At 36.7% G+C, this 22044-nt stretch carries 18 protein-coding genes; 7 read left to right on the plus strand and 11 right to left on the minus strand.

Features of this window, described 5'->3' with window-relative positions:
- The first annotated feature begins 326 nt into the window (after nt 1-326).
- On the plus strand, nt 327-3239 hold the full coding sequence (locus tag K9M53_RS14565; protein ID WP_224016273.1) for a leucine--tRNA ligase: 2913 nt from the start codon (nt 327-329) through the stop codon (nt 3237-3239).
- Between the two features lie 51 nt (nt 3240-3290).
- On the opposite strand, the gene K9M53_RS14570 is transcribed toward K9M53_RS14565, so the two are convergent.
- From K9M53_RS14570 to K9M53_RS14590, 5 genes are read right to left on the minus strand one after another with little or no spacing between them, the layout of a single operon-like run.
- Nucleotides 3291-3557, minus strand: a complete 267-nt coding sequence (locus tag K9M53_RS14570; RefSeq protein WP_224016276.1) for a hypothetical protein — start codon at nt 3555-3557, stop codon at nt 3291-3293.
- 10 nt (nt 3558-3567) lie between these two features.
- A complete protein-coding gene (locus tag K9M53_RS14575) occupies nt 3568-3765 on the minus strand; it encodes a hypothetical protein (RefSeq protein WP_224016279.1) in 198 nt (65 codons plus the stop codon).
- A gap of 18 nt (nt 3766-3783) precedes the next feature.
- Entirely contained in the window at nt 3784-5187 is a 1404-nt protein-coding gene (locus K9M53_RS14580) for a radical SAM protein (RefSeq protein WP_224016280.1), read from the minus strand.
- Complete coding sequence (locus K9M53_RS14585; RefSeq protein WP_224016283.1) at nt 5180-5935, minus strand: prolipoprotein diacylglyceryl transferase; 756 nt, start codon at nt 5933-5935, stop codon at nt 5180-5182. Before K9M53_RS14585 ends, K9M53_RS14580 begins: the two co-directional genes overlap by 8 nt.
- Before the next feature lie 6 nt (nt 5936-5941).
- Nucleotides 5942-6610, minus strand: a complete 669-nt coding sequence (locus K9M53_RS14590; RefSeq protein ID WP_224016286.1) for a hypothetical protein — start codon at nt 6608-6610, stop codon at nt 5942-5944.
- A 264-nt stretch (nt 6611-6874) separates the two neighbouring features.
- Between K9M53_RS14590 and dxs the strand changes: the two genes are divergently transcribed.
- The 4 genes from dxs (at nt 6875) to ggt (ending at nt 11280) form a co-directional block, all read left to right on the plus strand.
- On the plus strand, nt 6875-8800 hold the full coding sequence (gene dxs, locus K9M53_RS14595) for a 1-deoxy-D-xylulose-5-phosphate synthase (protein WP_224016288.1): 1926 nt from the start codon (nt 6875-6877) through the stop codon (nt 8798-8800).
- 124 nt (nt 8801-8924) lie between these two features.
- A complete protein-coding gene (locus K9M53_RS14600) occupies nt 8925-9116 on the plus strand; it encodes a hypothetical protein (protein WP_224016290.1) in 192 nt (63 codons plus the stop codon).
- Nucleotides 9117-9203: 87 nt separating this feature from the next.
- Nucleotides 9204-9566 (plus strand): hypothetical protein, encoded by a 363-nt coding sequence (locus K9M53_RS14605; RefSeq protein WP_224016293.1) that lies wholly within the window; start codon nt 9204-9206, stop codon nt 9564-9566.
- 25 nt (nt 9567-9591) lie between these two features.
- A complete protein-coding gene (ggt, locus tag K9M53_RS14610; protein ID WP_224016295.1) occupies nt 9592-11280 on the plus strand; it encodes a gamma-glutamyltransferase in 1689 nt (562 codons plus the stop codon).
- Here ggt and K9M53_RS14615 read toward each other — a convergent pair whose 3' ends face one another.
- A complete protein-coding gene (locus K9M53_RS14615; RefSeq protein WP_224016297.1) occupies nt 11281-12417 on the minus strand; it encodes a glycosyltransferase family 4 protein in 1137 nt (378 codons plus the stop codon).
- 280 nt (nt 12418-12697) lie between these two features.
- Between K9M53_RS14615 and K9M53_RS14620 the strand changes: the two genes are divergently transcribed.
- Complete coding sequence (locus tag K9M53_RS14620) at nt 12698-13534, plus strand: transketolase (RefSeq protein ID WP_224016300.1); 837 nt, start codon at nt 12698-12700, stop codon at nt 13532-13534.
- 63 nt (nt 13535-13597) lie between these two features.
- Here K9M53_RS14620 and K9M53_RS14625 read toward each other — a convergent pair whose 3' ends face one another.
- Together K9M53_RS14625 and rbfA are read right to left on the minus strand one after the other, a co-directional pair.
- Nucleotides 13598-14830, minus strand: coding sequence for an FtsX-like permease family protein (locus K9M53_RS14625; RefSeq protein WP_224016302.1), 1233 nt, complete (start codon nt 14828-14830; stop codon nt 13598-13600).
- A 297-nt stretch (nt 14831-15127) separates the two neighbouring features.
- Complete coding sequence (gene rbfA, locus K9M53_RS14630; protein ID WP_224016305.1) at nt 15128-15496, minus strand: 30S ribosome-binding factor RbfA; 369 nt, start codon at nt 15494-15496, stop codon at nt 15128-15130.
- A gap of 119 nt (nt 15497-15615) precedes the next feature.
- Here rbfA and K9M53_RS14635 point away from each other — a divergent pair, with 119 nt between their 5' ends.
- Nucleotides 15616-15972 carry a hypothetical protein gene (locus K9M53_RS14635; RefSeq protein WP_224016307.1) on the plus strand — a complete coding sequence of 119 codons (357 nt, stop codon included), beginning with the start codon at nt 15616-15618 and terminating at the stop codon, nt 15970-15972.
- A 55-nt stretch (nt 15973-16027) separates the two neighbouring features.
- On the opposite strand, the gene K9M53_RS14640 is transcribed toward K9M53_RS14635, so the two are convergent.
- From K9M53_RS14640 to K9M53_RS14650, 3 genes are all read right to left on the minus strand, one after another.
- Nucleotides 16028-16861, minus strand: coding sequence for a TraR/DksA family transcriptional regulator (locus tag K9M53_RS14640; protein WP_224016308.1), 834 nt, complete (start codon nt 16859-16861; stop codon nt 16028-16030).
- Between the two features lies 1 nt (nt 16862).
- The gene (ileS, locus tag K9M53_RS14645) at nt 16863-20219 is read right to left on the minus strand and encodes an isoleucine--tRNA ligase (protein WP_224016310.1); all 3357 of its coding nucleotides are present in this window, start codon (nt 20217-20219) and stop codon (nt 16863-16865) included.
- A 664-nt stretch (nt 20220-20883) separates the two neighbouring features.
- Nucleotides 20884-21936: a 2-oxoacid:ferredoxin oxidoreductase subunit beta gene (locus K9M53_RS14650; RefSeq protein WP_224016312.1), complete on the minus strand. Its 1053-nt coding sequence runs from the start codon at nt 21934-21936 to the stop codon at nt 20884-20886.
- Between the last annotated feature and the right edge of the window lie 108 nt (nt 21937-22044).

Below are 22044 nucleotides of genomic sequence, written 5' to 3' on the forward strand. Positions count from 1 at the left end.
GATACAGGCAGTAGCAAGTGCTTCAGCATCGTTGTGAACTTCTTCTGTTATCCGATTCTTTCAGTAAAAGAATTTGGATAATCATTTCTTTCATCGGCATTACTACTATTAGCTTTAATTACGATTTATCAGATCGATCATAATTATCTGCGTCATCAGCATTCTGTCGCTTATGCGGCAAAAGTATAGCATTTTACCTGCTTTAGTTTACTTTTGCTGCCTGTAAAATTAACTTGCTAATTCTTATATTAGTATTTAGCCAATAGTAAAATAACGTTTCTTTTACAAAGCAATAATCAAGATCACAAGCAATTCGTGTAATAAAAATGGAATATAAGTTTAACGAGATAGAAGAAAAATGGCAAAAGCACTGGCAGCAAACAGAAGCATATAAAGTGAGCAACAACTCCTCCAAACCCAAATATTATGTATTGGATATGTTCCCTTACCCCAGTGGAGCCGGCTTACATGTGGGACATCCGTTAGGTTATATTGCCAGCGATATTTACGCCCGTTTTAAAAGACTAAAAGGATTCAACGTATTGCACCCGATGGGCTACGATAGCTTTGGTTTGCCTGCAGAGCAATATGCTTTGGAAACAGGGCAGCATCCTGCCGTTACAACTGAAAAGAACATTGCCACATTTCGTAGTCAATTAGATAAAATTGGTTTTTGTTTTGATTGGAGCCGTGAGGTAAAAACCAGCGACCCCACTTATTATAAATGGACACAATGGATATTTCTCCAGCTATTCAATAGTTGGTTCAATAAAAAAACAAAGAAAGCAGAAGGCATTGATACATTAATTAAGCAATTTGAAACAGAAGGCGCTGATAGTTTTACTGCCGATGAATGGAAAGTATTTGATGAAAAGAAAAAGATGGACATATTAATGGATCATCGGTTGGCGTATTGTGGTTATGGCGAAGTAAACTGGTGCGAAGCTTTAGGAACCGTTTTAGCAAATGATGAAGTAGTAAACGGTGTAAGTGAACGTGGCGGTTATCCTGTGGTAAAAAAGAAATTACGTCAATGGTATTTACGTATAACCGATTATGCAGACAGGCTGCTCGAAGGCTTGCAAACAGTGGATTTCAGCGATGCAATGAAAGAAATGCAGACCAACTGGATAGGAAAAAGCTATGGAGCGGAGATAGACTTTCAAATCGTCAAACGTGAAACGTCAAACGACAACTCACGTCTTACGTCTCACGTTTTACCTTTGCGTGTTTACACAACACGCCCCGATACCATTTTCGGCGTTGACTTTATGGTAATTGCTCCCGAGCTGGAATGGATAGACGATGTGAAAAGCGCTGAACAAGCTGCTGCTGTTGATGAATACATTGCCTATGTAAAAAGCCGCAGCGATAGAGAACGGCAGGCAGAGAAAAAAATAAGCGGCGTATTTACCGGAGCTTATGCTATCAATCCTTTTAACGGAAAAGAAATTCCTATCTGGATCAGTGAATATGTATTGGCAGGCTATGGCACGGGCGCTATTATGGCGGTGCCTTGCGGCGATGAACGTGATTTTAAATTCGCACAACATTTTAATATTCCCATCACGAATATTATCGGCAGTCATTTTAATGGCGAAGAAGCAAACGCAACCAAAGATGCCATTTTAGAAAACAGTGATTTTTTAAACGGTATGGTAATGCGTGATGCCATTGATATTGTTTTAAATAAGATTGAAGCAATGGGTATCGGCAAGCGCAAAACAAATTTCAAAATGCGTGATGCTGCATTTAGTCGTCAGCGTTATTGGGGCGAACCATTTCCTATAAAATGGCACAATGGAATTGCTTATTCTTTAAATGAAAGTGAATTACCTGTTCAACTGCCGCACGTAGAAAGTTATAAACCCGGACCGGAAGGCGAAGGGCCTTTAGCAAATATTCCTGAATGGGTAGCGAAAGAATTAGAAACGAATACTATGCCTGGTTATGCCGGCAGCAGTTGGTATTTTCTGCGTTACATGGATCCACATAATGATAAAGCATTTTGTGATAAAAGCGCCAGCGATTATTGGAACCAGGTTGATTTATACATTGGCGGTACCGAACATGCTGTTGGGCATTTACTCTATAGCCGTATGTGGACAAAGGTTTTATTTGATTTAGGCTTGATTGGTTTTGATGAACCGTTTAAGCGTTTGGTGAATCAGGGAATGATAACAGGAAAATCTTATTTTATTAAAAAGGTATTTGCAAAAAATGTAAGTATAAAAGGAGAATCAAGAATAGGATTTTTAATTTCAACAGATGAAGCTTTGAAGTATGAAAAAAATACATTTAAACATCAAGGTAAAATAGATTATCCAGGAGTAAACGAATATCATGCAGAATATGATTCAGAAGATTTTAGATTACGATATGGGCATCTATTTGTGGACTCTCAAGATAGAATCACAGAAAAGAATTTAAAAGAATTGTTTCAATTAATGGGGATGCAGCCTGTCCAGCTTGAGAATGACCTCGAATACATTTTATGGAAAGATGATTTAACTGAAAATGGCGAAAGATATTTGTTATGCAAATGTGACATTGAGAAAATGTCAAAGTCAAAGTATAATGTTGAGAACCCGGACAATATAATTACCAAATACGGCGCTGATACCTTCCGCATGTACGAGATGTTCCTCGGTCCTGTAGAGCAAAGCAAACCTTGGGATACAAAAGGTATTGAAGGTGTTCATCGTTTCTTAAGAAAATTATGGCGTTTGTTTTTTGATGAAGTAAAAGGAAAGGTGTGGAATACTGATAAACCTACCGAAGCAGAATTAAAGATCTTACACAAAACGATAAAAAAGATCGAAGAAGATACAGAACGTTTCAGCTTTAATACGGCTGTAAGTACCTTCATGATCGGTGTAAATGAATTAAGCGATGCCAAGTGTAATAAAAAAGAAATATTAGAACAGCTATTGATCTTATTAACGCCGTATGCGCCGCATATCGCAGAAGAATTATGGAATCAATTAGGAAACGAAGGTTCAGTGTTGGATGCAAAATATCCAACATTCAATCCCCAGTATTTAATTGAATCTTCTAAAGAGTACCCGGTTTCTATAAACGGTAAACATCGTACCAATATTACCATTGCTATGGATGCTTTGCAGGCAGATGTAGAACAAATTGTTTTAACGAACGATGTGGTTTTAAAATGGACAGAAGGCAAGCCTCCTAAAAAAATAATTTTTGTAAAAGGAAAGATGGTAAATATCGTAGTGTAGGTTTTATTTCTGCAGATAAATGCAGATCAGCGTTTATCTGCGGGAAAACCATCAAATATGTATTGGCGCCATGGAGCAAACACTTACGCCAATTAAAAATAGTACGCCGGCTGATATCAACATTGCAGAACCGACATCTCTTGTTTCTTTAGCGATTGAAAATATAAGCCCTAAAAGAAACAACACGGCTCCCAATAAAATTCCTGCCAGTCCGATCATAGCTGCGCCGCCGGAATGTATATCAGTAAGATTGTATATTATGCATATTAAATACAGCGCTCCGCAAATAATAAAAGTTATCTTTTTCGATTTACTCATACTAGTTAAATTATTTAAGACCCGAACAAATAGAATAGCCTATTAAAAACTCTACCAGTACTATTAAAATTCCCGCAATCAAGTATACCTTACCTTTCTTCGCTCTTTGTTGATCACTACCTAATAACATTATCGAACCGGCAATGATCAATCCTAACGGTGTTAATATAAATGCAGCAATGATCAAAACAAATACTAATCCGATCATAAGTACAAATTGAATATTTTAATTGATAAAGCTTCTTTCTTTTTGTAACTCTTTTAAATAATTTTCCTTCTCATCCCGGTAAAACAAATTCATCGTTTCAAAAGGAACGATCCTTCCGTCTTTATGAACAATATGCACGCAGCTCTTTTTGATGGCTCGCACATCAAAATCATAGGCGTCAATAAAGCGCATGATAATAATGCGAAACAGGTTTTCATATGTTAAGCCGGGCGCCTGTATTTGCGGCAGGCAACATAATAATTGCTGCATGTTTTCTTCTACCCTGTCAACCGAAATACCGGTGCTGAAAATCTTTATCATTTGATTGTGCAATGTTTCGTCTTGCTCATACACAATGGTGTTCCTGCTATTGTCTAATAAAAATGCAGGATCAATGTAACGCGTTAAAGGAAAAACCTGTCTTGCCAGTTTTAATGCATATCCCATTGCCAAAGCATCGGGGTTACAAGGTACAGGGATCAGGTCGTTTGGCTGAAAGATATTGGTTTGCTCTAAAATTTTTGTTCGTACATCCGTTAACGTTATTCTGTCTGTAGCAGGATCAAAATTCTCTGTTCTGCCGGCAATTTGTGTTGGTTGAAATGTTACACCTCTTACACAACGTTGCTGCAAGGCAAACTCAATGATCTTTCCTATTTCATCATCATTTACACCTTGTTGTAAAGTAACTACCAATGTGGTAGAAAGATTTAACGCATTCAAATGTTCCAATGCCTTCATACGAACATCTGTGAGATCTTTGCCACGTAACTGCTCCAACGCTTCCGGCTTAAAAGAATCAAACTGTAAATAGATCTCAAAGTCGGGCATATAAGATGCCAGCTGTTTTGCAAATTCAAAATCTTTTGCAATACGAATGCCGTTTGTATTCAACATTAAATGTCGTATAGGTTTTGATTTGGCAATATCCAGTATGGCAAAAAAATCGGGATGTACCGTAGGTTCACCGCCGCTTATTTGTACTACATCGGGCGTGCCTTCATTCGCTACAATTATGTCCAGCATTTTTTCCACTTCTTCGATCGTTCTGTGTCTTCCATAATGCGGTGAGCTCATGGCATAACAGGTAGGACAGGTAAGATTGCACCTGTCGGTAATTTCAATGACCGTTAAACAGCTATGCTGCTCATGATCCTGGCACAAGCCACAATCATAAGGGCAACCATAATGCGTTTTGGTATTGAATTGCAAAGGTGTTTCGGATGGTTTATTATAATTGCGGATGCTTTTATAATAAGCCGCATCCGATGCTATCAGCACTTTTTCAAATCCATGCTGCGGACAGTTTTTAAGCATATACACTTTCTCCTCTTCAAATACAATTTTTGCATCTACCCGACGCAGGCAAGTGCTGCAAATGCTCAATGTAAAATCGTAATAGGTATAAGGGCGTTCAGGCATATTGTTTCAATAGTTTTTTGGGATGAAGCAAATATTTATAATAATAGATCAATCCTAATAAAGCTGCAAGTTGAATGGTGGATAATCCTAACAGCGTGAAATAGCGTGGCTTTATAAAATCAACTAAAAACCGGAACATGCAATAAGCTATCAAAAATAGTTTAAAGCGTGCTCCTTCTGCCAATACATATCTTTTATCCAATTGCAACATAACAAGACATAGCAACAGCAAAAAAACAATTTCATATAAAGCTACGGGATGTCGTAATATTCCATCACCTAAATTCATTCCCGTAAAAAAATGAGTAGGAGAGCCGTAGGTTTCTTCATAAATACCCATCGAAAAACATCCAATGCGGCCGACCATTAATGCTAATATGATCGGGTAGGTGAACAGGTCGCCTGTGTTTTGCTTTTCACCGATAATTTTTTTCATCAATTCAACACCCAATAATCCTCCTAAAAAACCACCCAACACTGTTTTATTATTATAAATATATTCCCACAGATCTTTGGTTCGAAATAATTCATAGGGTCGCTCCAAACTGCCTACCAGCCTGCTTCCTATTAATGCGCCAAATATAGCACCTACCAATACCCACATTCTTTTTTGTTGTTCAATAATGTCGCCTTGTTTTCTTTTCAGGTAGAGGAAATAACGAAAACCAATAAAAAAGCCGAGTATCTCTGTAATTAAATGAAGCGTGATCTTAGTGCCGCCTACTGAAACCATTACAGGAAAATTCATAATTGTTTATTGTTTGATCCAGGTAATGTTTCCGGGGTTTGACTTGAACTCGATAATGCCATCGCCTTTTGCATAAGTAACTTCATAAACTCCATCTAAATTATTGAGAAAAGCGGAGTCATTCGTAATGGATTGAGCCAAAGAATAGTTGGTGCCATTTAAAGAATAGTCCGTAAGCGTTCTGGGATATATGTTATTCGTATACCCATTACTGTAACTGACATTAAAATATTGTATGCCAGATGCAGTTAAGTTATTACCATAAAAATTGTTATTCCCTAAATTGAACACTACGCTTTTAACTGCTGTATTGGTGTATTGTGCCAATGAATTATTCAGGCTGATAGAAAAATTAATGTAATTGCCGGCGCTATCTTTTTGTGCAACACTGGTAAATAGTTTTCTTGATGAACAGTTTTGATTAGGTCTGTCAAACCCATTGGTAATATCGTAAGGAACAGTTGAATCGGCGAGAATAAATGAAATAAGATATGCGTTGTTTAAAGAGTCTTTAAATGTTATTTTTTGCCCGTCATGATAAGGAAACCAATCATCTAAAACAGCGCCGTCATAACCCGGGCACGGTATTTTTTTAGAGCAGCTTTGGCTGTCGCAGGAATGCAGCAAAATGACAGACAAGCATACGAGTGGAATAAATGCAAAAAAGTTTCTCATATACGGTTATTTTATTAAAGGTAAAGAATTGAAGCTTATTTTAAGGCGTATTAAAATTAACCTTTTATCTACGCTTTAATTAAAGTGGATCAATAATATACCGATAAAGTAATTGCGACGCAACGATGCTGCCATGAAAAAGCTTTAGCTTGTACCAAAATTCTTGGCCTAGTCCTTATTAAAAAAAGCATAAAGTATTGTAATGACCGAACGGACTCTTGCCGCTTGTATTAAAAAATGTATTTTTACAGATAAATCTAGGCAATGGAAATCAAGCCCGGTAAACTTTTAGCCACAATAAATTCACCTGCCGACATGAAAAAGTTGAGCAGGGAACAACTACACCAGCTTTGCGATGAGCTGCGTCAATACATTATTGATGTAGTGAGCGTGCATGGCGGTCATTTTGGAGCTAGTTTAGGCGTGGTGGAATTAACGGTTGCATTGCATTATGTTTTTAATACTCCCTACGATCAATTGGTTTGGGATGTTGGGCACCAGGCGTATGGGCACAAAATATTAACCGGTCGTAAAGACGTCTTTCCTACCAACAGAAAATATCATGGCATCAGTGGTTTTCCTAAACGCAGCGAAAGCGAATACGATACTTTCGGCGTAGGGCACTCCTCCACTTCTATATCAGCAGCATTGGGCATGGCAATGGCTTCTCATTACAAAGGAGAAAAAGATCGGCAACATGTAGCTGTTATTGGCGATGGTGCTATGACGGCGGGAATGGCATTTGAAGCAATGAATCATGCTGGCATTGCCAAAAGCAATGTGTTGATCATTCTGAATGATAATAATATGGGCATCGACCCAAGTGTTGGTGCATTGAAAGAATACTTAACTGATATTACCACTTCACAGACCTATAATAAGTTTAGAGATGATTTTTGGAAAGCATTAGGTAAGTTACCTGTCGGTAAGAATTTTTCAAGAGATATTGCTTCCAAGATCGAAGCAGGCTTAAAAGGCGTGGTAAGCAAAAGCAGCAACTTATTTGAATCTTTAAAGCTGCGTTATTTTGGCCCGATAGATGGACATAATATTACCAAGCTGGTAGATACGTTGAAAGATCTAAAAGATATTCCCGGTCCAAAAATTTTACATATTAAAACAGTAAAGGGAAAAGGGTATGAACTGGCAGAGAAAGATCAAACGAAATGGCATGCGCCCGGTTTGTTTGATAAAGTGACCGGTGAGATCTATAAAAAGAAATTCGATTTACCACAGCCGCCAAAATACCAGGATGTATTTGGTCATACCATTATTGAGCTGGCTGAAAAGAATGATAAGATATTCGGCATCACCCCCGCAATGCCAAGTGGTTCCTCTTTAAAATACATGATGGAAAAAATGCCGAATCGTGCATTTGATGTAGGCATTGCAGAGCAACATGCTGTTACACTCAGCGCCGGTATGGCAACGCAGGGCATGAAAGTGTTTTGTACCATTTATTCTTCCTTTATGCAGCGTGCGTATGATATGGTTATACATGATGTGGCGATCCAAAATCTACCTGTGATATTTTGTTTAGACAGAGCGGGTTTAGTAGGCGAAGATGGACCGACGCATCACGGCGTTTATGATATTGCGTTTATGCGCTGCGTTCCTAACATGATCGTAAGTGCGCCAATGAATGAAAAAGAATTGCGTAATCTTATGTACACAGCGCAGTTGGATTCAACAAAAAATCCTTTCTCTATCCGATATCCCCGTGGCGAAGGTGTTATGCCCGAATGGAAAACACCGTTTGAAGAAATACAAATTGGCAAGGGTAGAAAGTTGAAAGATGGTAAAGAGTTGGCAATACTTTCTTTTGGTCATCCCGGAAACTTTGCAGCATCTGCCATTCGTGATGTAAAAGCCGATGGAATAAATCCTGCGCATTACGATATGCGCTTTGCAAAACCATTGGATGAACAATTGCTGCATGAAGTGTTCAGCAAATTCAATAAAATAATTACTATCGAAGATGGAACGGTTAAAGGAGGCTTTGGCAGTGCTATTCTCGAATTCATGAATGAACACAACTATAAGGCTGAAGTAAAAATATTGGGCATTCCTGATCGCATTGTTGAACACGGCACCCCAAAAGAATTATACAACGAAATCGAAATTGATGCGAACCATATTGCACAAGCTATTCGTGAAATGTTGAAGGTGAATGTAAATATGTTGCAATAATTTTTTGTACTTAGCATCTGTCTCTTAATTAAACATCGTGGAGTTTATCCTGAGGCACGAAGGATCACTCACTGCAACCCCATAACATTATTCACCTTTTTAATTAAATTTAGGTATGTATAGGATGGATAAAAGCATATCAAGCAGCGGTTCTTTTAAAGAAGCAGAAAAAGCGAAGCGCTTTAACTCCAACGATACTTTATCAGAAAGATTACAACAGTCCTGGTATCTTACCTGCATGGCATACGGAATAGATCATAACACTCCCCCTAAAATGGAGAAAAAATTATTTTCTGTTAGAAAACATACTCAGTAATGGGAAATATCTTCAATGATGATTTCAGAGATTTTATTAATGCTTTAAACGAAAATGAAGTAGAGTATTTATTAGTAGGAGGTCGCTGTGATATTGCATGGCTATCGTCGTACTACAGGCGATATGGATATTTGGGTAAATACAACTTTGTTAAATCTTCAAAAGCTTAGAAAAGCATTTGCTCAATTTGGCTTGCCAACTACTGATCTTACTGAAGAAAGGTTTTTACACGATAATTCAATCGATGTATTTACTTATGGCAGACCTCCTGTTTCTATCGATATTATGAAAGCGGTAAAAGGATTGCAATTTGAAGAAGCTTTTACATCAGCAAAAATCTATGAAGAAGATAATCTTCGGATCAGGTTTATTAATTATGATCAATTGCTAAAAGCTAAGCAAAGTTCCGGTCGTCACAAGGATATGGATGATATTGAAAAACTACAATAAACTTCATTACACTAAGAGAAATATTATGACTTCAAAATTTACTATTCTCTTAATAATTCTTTTTTGTTGTATAGCCTGTCAGGCACAACTCAATCCATATTCATATTCCAGTCAAAAAAGTATTCATTCTAAAAACGGCTCTGTAGTATGTGCACATCCGTTGGCAAGTAAAGTTGGCATCAATATTTTAAAACAAGGTGGCAATGCCATAGATGCTTCTATTGCAGTACAATTAGCATTGGCAGTAGTTTATCCCGGCGCAGGCAATATTGGCGGCGGCGGTTTTATGGTAGCGCATTTAAATAATGGCAAAAACATCGCATTGGATTTTAGAGAAAAGGCACCTTCCAAAGCATATAGAGATATGTATTTAGACAGCGCCGGAAACCCTGTACAGAATTTATCGCTAGATGGTCATTTGGCGGTAGGTGTGCCGGGCACAGTTGCAGGTTTATTTAAAGCGGCAAAATATGGAAAGCTCTCTTTTAAAAAATTAATTCAGCCTGCTATTGACCTGGCAGAAAAAGGATTTGTAATTACTCAATCGGAAGCTGATAATTTAAATAGTGCGAAAGAAAATTTTATACGATTAAATACCAAACCATCCGCATTTGTGAAAAGCACAGCTTGGAAAAAGGGTGATACGCTTGTTCAAAAAGATTTAGCCAATACATTAAAGCGCATTCGTGATTATGGACAAAAAGGTTTCTACGAAGGTGAAACTGCTAAACTTATTGTAGAGGAAATGCAAAGAGGCAAGGGATTGATCAGTTATGACGATCTTAAAAATTATTCTGCAGCAGAAAGAAAAGTGATGGACTTTAATTATAAAGGCTATCGCATACTAACAATGCCTTTGCCAAGCAGTGGCGGTATCATTCTACAACAATTATTAAAGATGATTGAACACAGGAATATTGCTGCATTAAAATTTAATAGCCCTTTATCTATACAATTAATAACCGAGGCAGAACGAAGAGCTTATGCAGACAGGGCAAAATTTTTGGGTGACCCTGATTTTGTACAAGTTCCTGTAGATACATTAACAAGTGATTTTTATCTGTCGCAACGAATGAAAGATTTTGTTTCCGGCAAAGCTGGTAATAGTAAAGATGTACAGGCTGGAAATTTAAAAGAAAGTTTTCAAACAACACATCTCAGTGTTGTAGATAAATATGGTAATGCTGTTTCAGTTACTACCACATTAAATGCTCATTATGGTAGTAAAACAGTTGTTGGCGGTGCCGGTTTTTTATTAAATAATGAGATGGATGATTTTAGCGTAAAACCCGGTGTTCCTAATTTATATGGCGCTGTTGGTAATGAGCAAAATTCTATAGCACCCAATAAACGGATGTTAAGCAGCATGGCGCCGACAATCATCCTTAAAAATGGTCAGCCATATATTGTAGTTGGAACTCCAGGTGGAACAACTATTCCTACAAGTGTATTTCAAACTACAATTAATCTATTGGAATTTAATTTATCTGCCGAAAATGCGGTTAATAAACCTAAGTTTCATCACCAATGGTTGCCCGACGAAATATGGACAGAGCCCGGCTTCGATACTTCTGTAATCTCATCTTTACAACAAATGGGATATAAAGTAAAGCCTGTTAAAAGCTATCGAAGAATAGAATTAATTACAATTAAGAATAAACAAATTATTTCTGTTGCAGATAAAAATGGAGATGATGATGCAGAAGGCTATTGACTATGATTCAGCCTCCAAAGCTTTAGGTGTTAACGCAAATATCTTATGCGTTTTGATCATTTCATCATTGGTAATTCGCTTCTCTTTTACTTTTTTCCGTGGGCGCAGATAATAGATGATTCCGGTTAATATCAATGCGCAGGAAAGTAAAATACCTATTATAATTGTTGTTCCGAATCCACGCAGAAAAAAAGCTAAGGCAATAAAGATGATATTAGTGCCCACGCAAGTCAATGTTATTGTCTTATGACTAAATCCCAGGTCAAGCAACATATGATGCACATGGTTTCTATCCGGGCTAAAAGGAGAACGACGGCTTAATATGCGTAGACCAAATACACGCAACGTATCAAACAAAGGAACTATTAAAATAGCAAACCCTATTGCCGGGGCAGCTTCTATAGGAAACTTAACAGAAGGGTTTCCTGCAATGTTTATAAATTTTATTACCAGTATTGAATTTGTTAATCCAATCAGCAAAGAGCCGGTATCCCCCATGAATATTTTTGCCGGAGAAAAATTATAAATTAGAAATGCTATTAAGCTTCCTGCAAGTGAAAACGCCATTACAGCAAACACTAAGAAAGATGGACCTAAATAATAAAAATAAGTTCCAAAAAGCAAGGTCGTTAATAAACCAAGGCTACCCGCTAATCCATCAACACCATCTATTAGGTTAAATGAATTAGTGATAACAATTATCGTAAACAATGTAAGAATGATGCTGCCGATTCGAGGTATTTGTTCAATTCCTAAAAAGCCATGCATATTAGTTATTTGAACACCGCCAAATTTTATAACAATGCCTGCAGCAATTAATTGACCAACAAATTTTTTGGCTGCAGATAAAACCAGGATATCATCTTTTATCCCTAAAAAGAAAATCACTAATGCTGCGGCTGCAAAAAATTGCAATTCTCTACTGGCACCATGTAAAGAGGGAGTTCCTAATAAAGTGGCTAAAATAAACCCTGCAAAAATTCCTAAACCTCCTAATGTAGGAATCACAATTTTATGAACCTTTCTTTCGTCCGGCTCATCAAACAATTTCTTATCCCTGGCAACCTGTATAATGATTGGAATGGCAAAAAATGTAATTAAAAAAGCCAGCACAGCACTTAAAACTATATTATCCATGCAGAGGTGTTAAGGTAAATAATTCAAGTATCCTTCCGCAAATCTACTCAGATGTTCACACAATCAAAGTTCTTTAACAAGAAATAGATTCGATTAAGTAAATATACGTTGCTTGAAAAAATAATTGTTAAAATCTTTTAAAAATTTAAAAAATAATGCAGCAAGGGATGACAATTCTCAAAGATATTGTTGTTTTTTATGATATCATTTGATTAATTCAACTTTTCTTTTGTTTTAAGAATAGTTTTAAAGTAGGTTTGCAGCCCGAAACTTTATAAGAATGAGCAATTTAAAAGATATCGCTACGCAAATAAGAAGAGATATTGTGCGTATGGTTCATGCAGTACAAAGTGGTCATCCGGGTGGATCTTTAGGATGTACAGAATACTTTACCGCATTGTATTTTAATGCAATGAAACATAATCCGCAATTCAGCATGGACGCAATTGGCGAGGATGTTTTTGTATTAAGCAACGGGCATATTTCGCCTGTATTTTATAGCACATTAGCTCGCAGTAATTATTTTCCACTGCAGGAATTGGCAACTTTTAGAAGATTAAACAGCCGCTTACAAGGGCACCCCACTACTCACGAACATTTACCGGGAGTTAGAATTGCTACCGGTTCATTAGGGCAGGGAATGAGTGTTGCTATTGGCGCTGCTTTATCAAAAAAATTGAACAAGGATAATAACCTGGTTTTTTCTTTACATGGTGATGGTGAATTGGATGAAGGGCAAAACTGGGAAGCAATAATGTTTGCTGCACACCATAAGGTAGATAACCTGATCTCTACAGTTGATTGGAACGGACAACAAATAGATGGCACTACTAATAAAGTAATGAATCTTGGCGACCTTGCTGCAAAGTTTACTGCATTTGGCTGGGAAGTAATTCATTTAGACCATGGAAACGACATGGATGAGGTAGTAGCCACGTTAGCCAAAGCGAAAACATTTGTAGGAAAAGGAAAGCCTATTGTAATATTGATGCGTACTGTAATGGGTAAAGGAGTTGATTTTATGGAAGGCAGTCATGCATGGCATGGTATTGCACCAAATGATGAGCAGTTGAAAAGTGCGTTGGCACAATTGCCTGAAACTTTGGGTGACTATTAAACCTTAAAAGAATTTTATTTTTATAAAGCTGCAATTGATTGCGGCTTTTTTATTCACTGGCAGTTAATTTCCTCTTAATTCAAACTTTTGTTTAGCCGCTTTATATGCGGGCAACCAGGATGCTATAAATGCAATGATCATTGATGTTGCTGCTACTAAAACAAAATCAGTTGCCTGCATTTTTACCGGAAAATAATCTATTAAAAAAGTTCCACCTTGCAGTTTTATCAATTTATATTTTAATTGAAGAATACAAACTATTGTTGCCAGTATAATACCGGTAGCTGCTCCGATAGTTCCTAATAATAAGCCTTCGCTCAAAAATATTTTAAGAATACGTTTTTGATCGGCACCTAAGCTTTGTAAAATGCTGATATCTTTTTTCTTTTCCAGCACTAACATAGTTAATGCGCTTATCATATTAAAGGCTGCTATTATTAAGATCAATGTAAGAACAGCATAAATAAACCATTTCTCCAGTTTCATAGTATTATACAAGCTGGTGTTCTGCTCATATTTGGTTTGCACTTTATAATTATTCCCCAATAAAGAAGATAGTTGTTGTTTGGCTAATTGCAGATCGGCTTTACTGGCAAGCTTAATTTCAACAGCACTGTATTCATCATTACTAAAACCCATTTGTTGTTTTACAAAATCAATATTGGTAATAGCATATTTATTATCAAACTCCTGCTGAATTAAAAAAACAGCACTTGCTTTTGCATTGCCTTCACTTAATGATTGCAAAGGATCGGCATTTGTAATTTTTATTTTGGGAAGAATAACGGTCAGGATTGATGCCGGCAAAGCTCCATCGGTATTAATACCTACTGCACTTTGTATCCCCGACCCAACTATTAACTGCGGGTTATTAGCTGTACCTAAATTAAAGCTGCTGTCTCCTTCTACAATTTTAGAAGCAACGTCTGTAACTTTTGTATAATTCTCATCTACCCCTTTTAAATAAACAATGGTTTGATCATCTTCATTTTTTAATAAGGCCTTTTCTTCAGCTATTAAAGAAACAGCGTTAACTGATGATTGCTTTTGTAGTAGGCTTAACTGCTCATGGGTAAGTGTAAACGTTTTTCCTTTTGCAGGAATTATTTTTATGTCCGTATAAAAAGAAGCGTATAAGGATTTTACAAGATCTTCAAATCCATTAAAAACACTCAATACCAATATTTGACAGGCAGTTGCAAATGCTATTACGCCAACAGTTACCCATGCAATAATATTTATGGCATTAGCGCTTTTTTTTGCTTTAAAATATCTCCAGGCAAAGAGTAAGTTCAATATAGCAGGTTTATAAAATAGAATGACACAATGATCACATCATGAAATTAAAGCTAAAGTAATAACTATAATTAAACTAACAGATTCTATAATTAGAAGTTTCTTGTAATTGTTGACAAGCAACTGAATAAGGAAATCGCCTAATAAAACAAATAGCGAGAAAAAAAGAAAGTAGGATGCGCCCAAATTATCATTCCCATTTTTTGAAATTATTCCATAATAAAAGGAAATACTTAGCAAAAACAAACAGAATATATTAGCTGGAGTAATTCTGTATTTCAAAATTTATAGTTTAAGCTATTTTTTATCTTCCTCTTCTTTTTTTATTTTATCAAACAGTTCTTCCATTTTAAAAACATAATCCAGGGTATCGTCTATATAAAACTTTAATTCAGGAATACTACGTAGCTGATGACGTACCCTTGCTCCTAATTCTTTTCTTATTTCCTTGGTTTTTTCTTCAAAGGTCTTTAGAACTTCATTGGTATCTTTTACCTGGAAGGCGCTTAAATATACTCTTGCGTCATACAGATCCGGAGTGATTTTTACTGATGCAATGGAGATCATCCCGCCATTCATCATAGTTAAACCCATGCGCAGAAATATCGCATTTAATTCCTCGTTTAATAACCCGGCTACCTGTTTTTGTCTTTTACTCTCTTGCATTTTATGTTGTAGAATATAAAATTAAGTTGTTTGCTACATTTATTAACTATAAATATTTTACGTTATAAATAGATTTTATATATCTTCCACAAAATATTTAACCTTATCAAATAAAGACCATGCGAAAACTATTTTACCTGCTATTAGCCCTTACCGTAACAGTAAGTTCCTGTTCTTCTTCTAAAAAAACAACAACATCGGCTTTTTCATCAAAAGGATTTGCCCCTGCTGCCCCTAAGGTTGGAGATGATGGATTGTCTTATGAAACGGCAATTGTAATAATGGAACAAACTGAAACAAAAGGCATAAGTGCTGAATACAAATGGATCAAAGAACATTATTCAGATTATGTCGTTAAAACACAATCGTTAAATACTCATAATGGTTCGCCTTTCGATATATTATCACTTGAATTTTCAGATGGTCGAAAACTTGATCTTTATTTTAATATCTCCAATTTCTTCGGCAAGCTTTAAAAAGAAAAAGGAAGATGTTGCATCTTCCTTTTTTATAATAAATAATTATTTGATCTTATTTAGATCCCATTTTAGCCTCAATGCTTAATGTTGCATGAGGTACTGCACGTAAACGGGCTTTATCGATCAATTTGCCTGTAACACGACAAATGCCATAGGTTTTATTTTCTATACGCATTAACGCTTTTTCCAAATGGTCGATAAAAGTTATCTGGCGACTTGCCATCTGGCTAAGTTGCTCTCTCTCCATACTTAAACTTCCGTCTTCCATTGTCATGTAGCGGTTATCGGTTTCGTCTCCTCCCATTTCATCTTTACGTGTGATTAGGCCATGGAGGTATGATAATTCTTTTTTTGCGGCATCAAGCTTACGCATAATGATTTCTCTGAATTCGGCCAATTCGGTATCGCTGTATCTCATGGTTGGTGCACCCGGGTCTTGTTTAGGCCTGTCTAAAACCGATTTGGTAAATTCGGGTTGATATTTACGAACCGTTTTAGTAGTAATTTTTGGGATCACTACCGGTTTAGCAGGGGTTACTTTAATATCTTTTGCTTTAACATCTTTACTTGCAACAGGTTTGGCTGGCGTTATTGCTTTTGCTGCAACTACCTTAGCAGCCGGTTTAGGAGCTGGCTTAGGTGCCGGTTTAACTTGTTTTGCAGGCGCTTTTGCAGCTACTTTTTTAACCGGGGCAGCTTTTTTAGGCGCTGGTTTTACCGCTTTTTTAGCAGCAGGTTTAGGAGCTGGTTTTGATTTAGCCTTAGCAACAGGTTTTTTAGCAACAGGCTTTTTAGCCACTTTTTTAGGAGCAGCTTTTTTAGCCGGAGCTGACTTTTTAATGGGTTTAGCAGCTTTTTTCGGTGTTACTTTCTTTTTTGTTGCCATACTATGTTGCTTTTTTAAGTACGTTAACTGTTACGATGGCGTTATTCACCTCAATTTCAATACCTTGTTGAGTTAAAACAGGGAGAAAAGCAAGCGAATCTGCCAAAATTTCGGCGCAAATATAATCTTTAAATTGAATTATTGATTTTTGCAGCTCTGTATTTTCCGATATTTCAACATTTATGCGATCTGTAAGCTCAAAGTTATTTTCTTTTCTAATATTTTGTATTCGATTTACAAACTCTCTTGCATCGCCTTCACTTTTCAGATCATCATTTATTGTAATATCAAGAGCTACGGTTAAAGATCCCTTACTTGCTATTTCATAGCCCGGAATCTCATCTGTAGATATTTCTAAATCTTCTAATATGATAAAGACAGGCTCTTCGTTATTGGTCTTATAATCAGAATTTAAAATATATTCTTCTTTTAACAACGAAACCTTATCAATTGTTTCATTATCGAATTGGGCTATTTTTTCTGCCGCCCATTTCATTTTTGGCCCGAGCCGTTTACCCAGGGTTTTGAAATTGGCTTTTGCTTTTTTACGGATAAAATCGTTATTGGCAGACAATATATCAACTTCTTTGATATTAGTTTCTGCTTTAATGATTTCTTCTACAGATTTTATGCGATTTGCCATCTCCGTATCCAAAGCGGGTATAAAAACCTTTTGCAATGGCTGACGAACCTTAATATTTACTTTCTTGCGTAATGATAATATTAGAGAAGATACATCTTGCGCCAATTGCATTCTTTTTTCCAGGTCTTCATTAATTACATTGCTGTCAGCTTTTGGAAAATCGCTGTGATGAACAGATGCTACATTTATACGGCCGGTTGTTTCTTCCAAATTGCCGAATAACCAATCTGCAAAGAAAGGTGCAATAGGAGCAATCAACCTGCTTAATGTTTCCAAGCATTCATATAAGGTTTGATAAGCGCAGATCTTGTCAAACTCATACTCCCCTTTCCAAAAACGGCGACGGCATAAACGCACATACCAGTTACTCAAATGTTCGTCAACGAAATCTTCGACAGCACGACCCGAAGCTGTTGGTTCATAATCATCCAAAGCTTCCTGCACTGTAGTTATTAATGTGTTTAAAGAAGACAATATCCATTGGTCTAATTCAGGGCGTTCTTTTACCGGAATATATTTTTCTTTGAATGTAAAGCCATCCACATTTGCATACAAAGCAAAGAATTGGTAAGTATTGTATAATGTTCCGAAGAACTTACGTTGTACCTCTTTAATTCCGTCAATATCAAATTTTAAGCTATCCCATGGCGATGCGTTGGTGATCAAATACCAGCGTGTTGCATCAGCCCCGTATTTATGAATGGTATCAAATGGATCAACTACGTTTCCTAAACGCTTGCTCATTTTGTTACCGTTCTTATCCAATACCAAACCATTACTCACAACGGTTTTATAAGCAACGCTATCAAACAATAACACCCCTAATACGTGCAAGGTATAAAACCAGCCTCTTGTTTGGTCTACACCTTCGGCGATAAAATCTGCCGGAAAATTTTGCTTGAACGTTTCTTTATTTTCAAAAGGAAAATGCCATTGTGCATAAGGCATAGCACCACTATCAAACCAAACGTCTACTAAGTCTGCAACACGTTTCATTTTTTTACCGGAAGCACTTGCTAAAATAATTTCATCTACATAAGGTTTATGCAGATCCAATATTCCTTCGTGTAAATAATTTTTATTGGTATCATCCCCGAATAGTTCAGCCGCTTTTTTTATTTCAGTATTTAATTCAGCAATGGAGCCAATGCATTTTTCTTCTTCACCACCTTCTGTTCTCCAAACCGGCAAAGGCGTTCCCCAAAAACGGCTGCGACTTAAATTCCAGTCCACCATATTTTCCAGCCAGTTACCAAAACGCCCTGTTCCTGTTGCTGCCGGTTTCCAGTTGATGGTTTTATTCAATTCCACCATTCTTTCTTTGGCTGCAGTGGTTTTAATGAACCATGCATCCAACGGGTAATAAATAATTGGCTTATCGGTACGCCAGCAATGCGGATAATTGTGTTCGTACTTTTCTATTTTAAAGGCACGATTTTCTTTTTTCAATTTTACACAGATGTCAACGTTTACGTCGACATAGTTCGGTTCATTACGATAATCTTTTACAAAGCGACCGCTGAATTCACCTACGCCATTTATAAATTTTCCTTCTTTGTCAACCAATATCAATATACCCAGGTTATTTTTCTTCCCTGCTTTAAAATCATCTGCACCAAATGCAGGAGCTGTATGTACAATCCCGGTACCATCTTCTGTAGTTACAAAATCGCCGGTAATAACACGGAAAGGGTTTCCTCCACTATGTTCTTTGGTATTGGCTTCATAAGGTAGTAATTGCTCATATTTACACTCTTCAATATCTTTTCCTTTAAAGGCTAATACAATTTTCCAGGGAAGAATTTTTGCTTTTTCGTTGTAATCCTCAAAACCAATATTCTCTCCTTCGGGCTTAAAATATTTGCCTAATAAGGCTTTTGCAAGAATTACATTAACCGGAAGATGTGTATAAGGGTTGAATGTGTTCACTAATACATAGTCAATATTAGGACCAACAGTTAACCCTAAATTAGAAGGCAATGTCCATGGAGTAGTCGTCCATGCCATAAAGAAAACCTCATCGCCGTTCACTGCATCATGCAAAAATTTGCTTTTTGCATCTTGCTCAGCACGGAACATCACAACAGCACTAGTATCTTTTACATCTTTGTAAGTACCCGGTTGGTTTAACTCGTGAGAGCTTAATCCCGTTCCTGCTGCAGGTGAATAAGGTTGTATGCTCACATCTTCATACAACAATCCTTTTTTATATAGTTCACTCAAGCACCACCAAAGTGATTCGATGTAATTGTTTTCAAATGTGATGTACGGGTCGTTCAAATCAACCCAGTAACCCATTTTTTTTGTGATATCATCCCACTTGTCTTTGTATTTTAAAACCTCTTTGCGACAAGTAGCATTGTATTCCTCTACGGATATTTTTTTACCAATATCTTCCTTTGTAATACCTAATAATTTTTCAACGCCTAATTCGACAGGTAAACCATGCGTATCCCAACCGCCTTTTCGCTTTACCTGGTAACCTTGCATAGTTTTATAGCGGCAAACCAGATCTTTTAATGTGCGGCTGATAACGTGATGAATACCTGGCATTCCATTAGCGCTTGGAGGGCCTTCATAAAAAACAAATGGAGTTTTTCCTTCTCTTAACTCGATACTTTTTTCAAAACTGTTATGTTTTGACCATTTTTCGAGTATTTCTTCACCTATTGACGGTAAATTAAGCTGTTGATATTCTTTATACTTTGCTGACATTAACTACTTTCTTGAATAAGGGTGCAAAGGTAAGGAAATAGGCTGTTGATGTATTCCTGCTTACAGTAAGTAAATCATCTTTTAAATTCAGGACTATTTAAAGTTGCAACATTAATTGAGCCGCCAATTTGCAATGCTTGAAAGCAAAAGTTATTATTTTACAGCAGTAATTATATTATAAAAAAATAGAAATCATGTAGTTATGCAAAATATTTTTTGCGTAATAAAGCATTTTGGCATAAAATTAGCTATTAAGAGGGTGCTAACGATTGCAATTTATTAAAGGCTGGTCTATGAAAAACACCTAAATTTCTAAGCTGTCTTAATAAATTCAAATAGCGCTAAGCTCCAAATACATTGAAAACCCACAATTGCAACGCTATTTTTTAATAGCTGCTGTTCCGTTTTAAGATCCTAAGTCTAATGTAATTGTGTTTGTATCTCCAATTCCCACCTTTAAAAACTTTAAACCAATATCACCGAAAATATTTTTTTAGAAACCTCCCTTTTTCAAGGTTTCAGCTAACACACTCACACATGAATTGAAAGCAACTCTTTTAGGGTTGCTTTCGTATTTTAATTCCATTAAGATTGGCATCAATAATAAAACTCAATAAAAAAGCCCCTTTGCGATCGGGGCTTTTTATTTAATTATTTAAAAGGATCAATTAATGACCCAGGTTTCATTACCTCTTAAAAGCTTATCCAAATTACCTTTCCCTTTTTTAGCAATGGCTTCTTCGATCTGCATTGCCATTACATCTTCATAACAAGCTCTGTCATTTTCATAGAACACACCAAACGGACGAGGCAAATGCCCTTCAATTCTTGGATCATCAAACATACGAACCAATATCTGTGCTTTATAAAAATCTCTCTCATCATGCACCCATAATTCGTCAATGCTGGCATCTTTTCCAATTTCTACCACTACAGGGTGGAAACCATCCAGCTTAATTCCTTTATTATTTTCTGCACCAAAAACCAATGGCTTACCTTGCTCTAAGAATAAGGTTTCATTTGCTTTAGTTCCTTTTTCGGTAAATACTTCAAACGCACCATCATTAAAGATGTTACAGTTTTGATATATTTCTAAAAGAGAAGCACCCCTGTGCTGTTGTGCACGAATTAACATTGCCTGCAGATGTTTAGGATCGCGATCCATGCTGCGTGCAATAAAGCTACCATCTGCGCCCAATGCCAGTGCCATCGGGTTAAATGGATGATCGATACTTCCCATTGGAGTACTCTTGGTTACCTTATTTTCTTCGGAAGTTGGCGAATACTGACCTTTTGTTAAACCATATATCTGGTTGTTAAAGATCAGCATGTTGATATCGAAATTTCTACGTAAAAAATGGATGGTATGGTTACCGCCGATACTTAAGCTATCTCCATCGCCGCTTACTACCCAAACGCTCAATTCAGGACGGGAAGCTTTTAAACCGCTGGCAATTGCTGCCGCACGACCATGAATGCTATGCATTCCGTAGGTATTCATATAATATGGAAAACGGCTGCTACAGCCAATTCCAGAAACTATTACAATATTTTCTTTTGGAATACCTAATGTAGGCATCACTTTTTGCACTTGAGCTAAAATAGAATAATCACCGCATCCGGGACACCAGCGAACTTCCTGGTCGGTAGCAAAATCTTTAGCGGTAAGAGGTTGTTTGACTGTTGTTTCAGCAGGAGCTGTTGCAATCGCACTCATAATAGGTCTTTATTTTTAAGAAACGCAAAGTTAGTAAGAATACAATATTTAATGAAGAAATAACGCTTTTTTGACTGTTATATTACGCAAACGTTGCCAACATGGTTG

The sequence above is a fragment of the Ferruginibacter albus genome (genome assembly GCF_020042285.1).
Taxonomy (GTDB): domain Bacteria; phylum Bacteroidota; class Bacteroidia; order Chitinophagales; family Chitinophagaceae; genus Ferruginibacter; species Ferruginibacter albus.

What these genes read in the sequence shown, in the direction of transcription:
- K9M53_RS14565 (WP_224016273.1), top strand. Translation starts at nt 327, where the DNA reads ATGGAATATAAGTTTAACGAGATAGAAGAAAAATGGCAAAAGCACTGG.
- K9M53_RS14570 (WP_224016276.1), bottom strand. Translation starts at nt 3,557, where the DNA reads ATGAGTAAATCGAAAAAGATAACTTTTATTATTTGCGGAGCGCTGTAT.
- K9M53_RS14575 (WP_224016279.1), bottom strand. Translation starts at nt 3,765, where the DNA reads ATGATCGGATTAGTATTTGTTTTGATCATTGCTGCATTTATATTAACA.
- K9M53_RS14580 (WP_224016280.1), bottom strand. Translation starts at nt 5,187, where the DNA reads ATGCCTGAACGCCCTTATACCTATTACGATTTTACATTGAGCATTTGC.
- K9M53_RS14585 (WP_224016283.1), bottom strand. Translation starts at nt 5,935, where the DNA reads ATGAATTTTCCTGTAATGGTTTCAGTAGGCGGCACTAAGATCACGCTT.
- K9M53_RS14590 (WP_224016286.1), bottom strand. Translation starts at nt 6,610, where the DNA reads ATGAGAAACTTTTTTGCATTTATTCCACTCGTATGCTTGTCTGTCATT.
- dxs (WP_224016288.1), top strand. Translation starts at nt 6,875, where the DNA reads ATGGAAATCAAGCCCGGTAAACTTTTAGCCACAATAAATTCACCTGCC.
- K9M53_RS14600 (WP_224016290.1), top strand. Translation starts at nt 8,925, where the DNA reads ATGGATAAAAGCATATCAAGCAGCGGTTCTTTTAAAGAAGCAGAAAAA.
- ggt (WP_224016295.1), top strand. Translation starts at nt 9,592, where the DNA reads ATGACTTCAAAATTTACTATTCTCTTAATAATTCTTTTTTGTTGTATA.
- K9M53_RS14615 (WP_224016297.1), bottom strand. Translation starts at nt 12,417, where the DNA reads ATGGATAATATAGTTTTAAGTGCTGTGCTGGCTTTTTTAATTACATTT.
- K9M53_RS14620 (WP_224016300.1), top strand. Translation starts at nt 12,698, where the DNA reads ATGAGCAATTTAAAAGATATCGCTACGCAAATAAGAAGAGATATTGTG.
- rbfA (WP_224016305.1), bottom strand. Translation starts at nt 15,496, where the DNA reads ATGCAAGAGAGTAAAAGACAAAAACAGGTAGCCGGGTTATTAAACGAG.
- K9M53_RS14635 (WP_224016307.1), top strand. Translation starts at nt 15,616, where the DNA reads ATGCGAAAACTATTTTACCTGCTATTAGCCCTTACCGTAACAGTAAGT.
- K9M53_RS14640 (WP_224016308.1), bottom strand. Translation starts at nt 16,861, where the DNA reads ATGGCAACAAAAAAGAAAGTAACACCGAAAAAAGCTGCTAAACCCATT.
- ileS (WP_224016310.1), bottom strand. Translation starts at nt 20,219, where the DNA reads ATGTCAGCAAAGTATAAAGAATATCAACAGCTTAATTTACCGTCAATA.
- K9M53_RS14650 (WP_224016312.1), bottom strand. Translation starts at nt 21,936, where the DNA reads ATGAGTGCGATTGCAACAGCTCCTGCTGAAACAACAGTCAAACAACCT.